5 protein-coding genes are annotated in these 1,613 nt (G+C 54.4%); all 5 read left to right on the forward strand.

What is annotated here, in order from left to right; translation table 11 throughout:
• Positions 1–250: 250 nt before the first annotated feature.
• On the forward strand, positions 251–445 hold the full coding sequence (locus tag RC85_RS28085; protein ID WP_162273304.1) for a hypothetical protein: 195 nt from the start codon (positions 251–253) through the stop codon (positions 443–445).
• A 178-nt stretch (positions 446–623) separates the two neighbouring features.
• Entirely contained in the window at positions 624–836 is a 213-nt protein-coding gene (locus tag RC85_RS25675) for a hypothetical protein (RefSeq protein WP_068267797.1), read from the forward strand.
• Positions 837–841: 5 nt separating this feature from the next.
• Positions 842–1,033 (forward strand): hypothetical protein, encoded by a 192-nt coding sequence (locus RC85_RS28090; protein ID WP_149753384.1) that lies wholly within the window; start codon positions 842–844, stop codon positions 1,031–1,033.
• A gap of 56 nt (positions 1,034–1,089) precedes the next feature.
• The gene (locus tag RC85_RS29125; protein ID WP_160148271.1) at positions 1,090–1,416 is read left to right on the forward strand and encodes a GspE/PulE/PilB domain-containing protein; all 327 of its coding nucleotides are present in this window, start codon (positions 1,090–1,092) and stop codon (positions 1,414–1,416) included.
• The coding region (locus RC85_RS28095) for a hypothetical protein (protein WP_162273305.1) at positions 1,410–1,613 on the forward strand (204 nt) is incomplete at its 3' end. The genes RC85_RS29125 and RC85_RS28095, both read left to right, overlap by 7 nt.

Raw genomic sequence — 1,613 nt, forward strand, 5'->3', positions numbered from 1 at the left:
TCTCCACTCGATTCCATATAACGCAATGCGGCGGATAACCAAAGGATGCACCGGAGTGGGGCTTGCGGCTGCTTTCTGATGGTTACCTTTTCCGTCCCCACCCGGTGATCCTAGACGTTATCCGACTGGGGAACCGCACCCAGGAATTGAATCGCGAGCCAAGATCGACGCTGCCGCAACGAATCAACAAACATGACGGCGAATGTCTCGCCGAAGCCCTTCCTTTTTCTCCATCTTGAGCCCCACACTGATGACTAAAGCTACCGCGCTCCTGTCGCTGCTACTTGCGTCCTGCCTCGGATGCAATGACGCAACAACACAACAAAAGACTAACCAAGCTCAGCGAACTGCGGTCGCCGCCGAACTCAAAACGCAGGGTGAAGCGATGCACAACGCCCCAGCAGGCGACTCTGTTACCGCCGGCACTAAAGGCGTCGATCCTTGACATCTACTTTGACGCTCATGCCTCATCAAGACGGCGGATAACCATCGCATGCACCGGAGCCGGGCTTGCGAGCGTTTCCTGATGGTTAACTTTTCTCTCCCGGCCCGGTGATGCGTACCGTTATCCGACTGAGCCGCGGACATTTGCTGCCCGCCTCGCGCCCTGCGGGGCACAACCCATGCTCGACCAAATCCGCTTTGCCCCCAACGCTCGACGAAATCGACGTGCCGACTGCCCTGCGGGGCATCAACCAACGCCTGAATTCCAATGCTCGAATGCCGCTGACGTGCCGGATGCACTGCGTGGCATCAACCAACGCCTGTCCTTGAACACTCGATTTACTGCTGCTCGCCGAAACTTGCTAGACAAACGAAACTTTGCTACGATCTAAACTTGGTGAATGTCACCCACGGGGACGAAGTCCGCGCTGACCGATCGTATCACACTGGTGTGTCGCGGATAACCATTGCATGCACCGGAGTGGCGGCCGCACACTTTTCTTTCTGCTTGCACGTCAAATCCCGCCACCTCGGTGATGCATACCGTTATCCGACCGATAGTTTGGCAGTCCGGTTTCCATGTCGCTAGTTCCTACAATTTCCGTCCAGTGCTGCTCTTGCGACCGAGTTGTAGTTGTCTCTAGCATGTCCCCGCTTGGTCAGCCTTGCCCCTCCTGTTCTTCGCCTGTCGGCCAGTCCGTCGACATCGAATGCCTGTATCTTCCCCCTGAAATCGTCAACATCATTTCCGGTGCCTTGGCGCGACACGATTGCATACTACCTGTATCTCAAACTAGTTTCGAATTGACTCTTGCAACTTGCTATCCTCATACTCAATCGCAATTGATCGAAAAACTGCGATTTGTGCTTAACACAAAGATAAAGTTGCTCTACTCGGACCGCGAGATCCTAGAACGTGCGATCGAACGCTACCTACCCGACGCCTCTGAACCAGAGATTTGGATATGCTAACAGGTATAATTAATCGGCTGGACCCAGAAAGTCGACGCCGAACCTGTCCAGCAACCGTTGTTTCATTTCAACGGATAACCATTGCATGCACCGGAGTGGCGGCCGCACACTTTTCTCTCTGCTTGCACGTCAAATCCCGCCACCTCGGTGATGCATACCGTTATCCGACTGAAATGCCCATGACACTGATTGGAGAC

The organism is Rubripirellula obstinata (assembly GCF_001642955.1).
Taxonomy (GTDB): Bacteria; Planctomycetota; Planctomycetia; order Pirellulales; family Pirellulaceae; genus Rubripirellula; species Rubripirellula obstinata.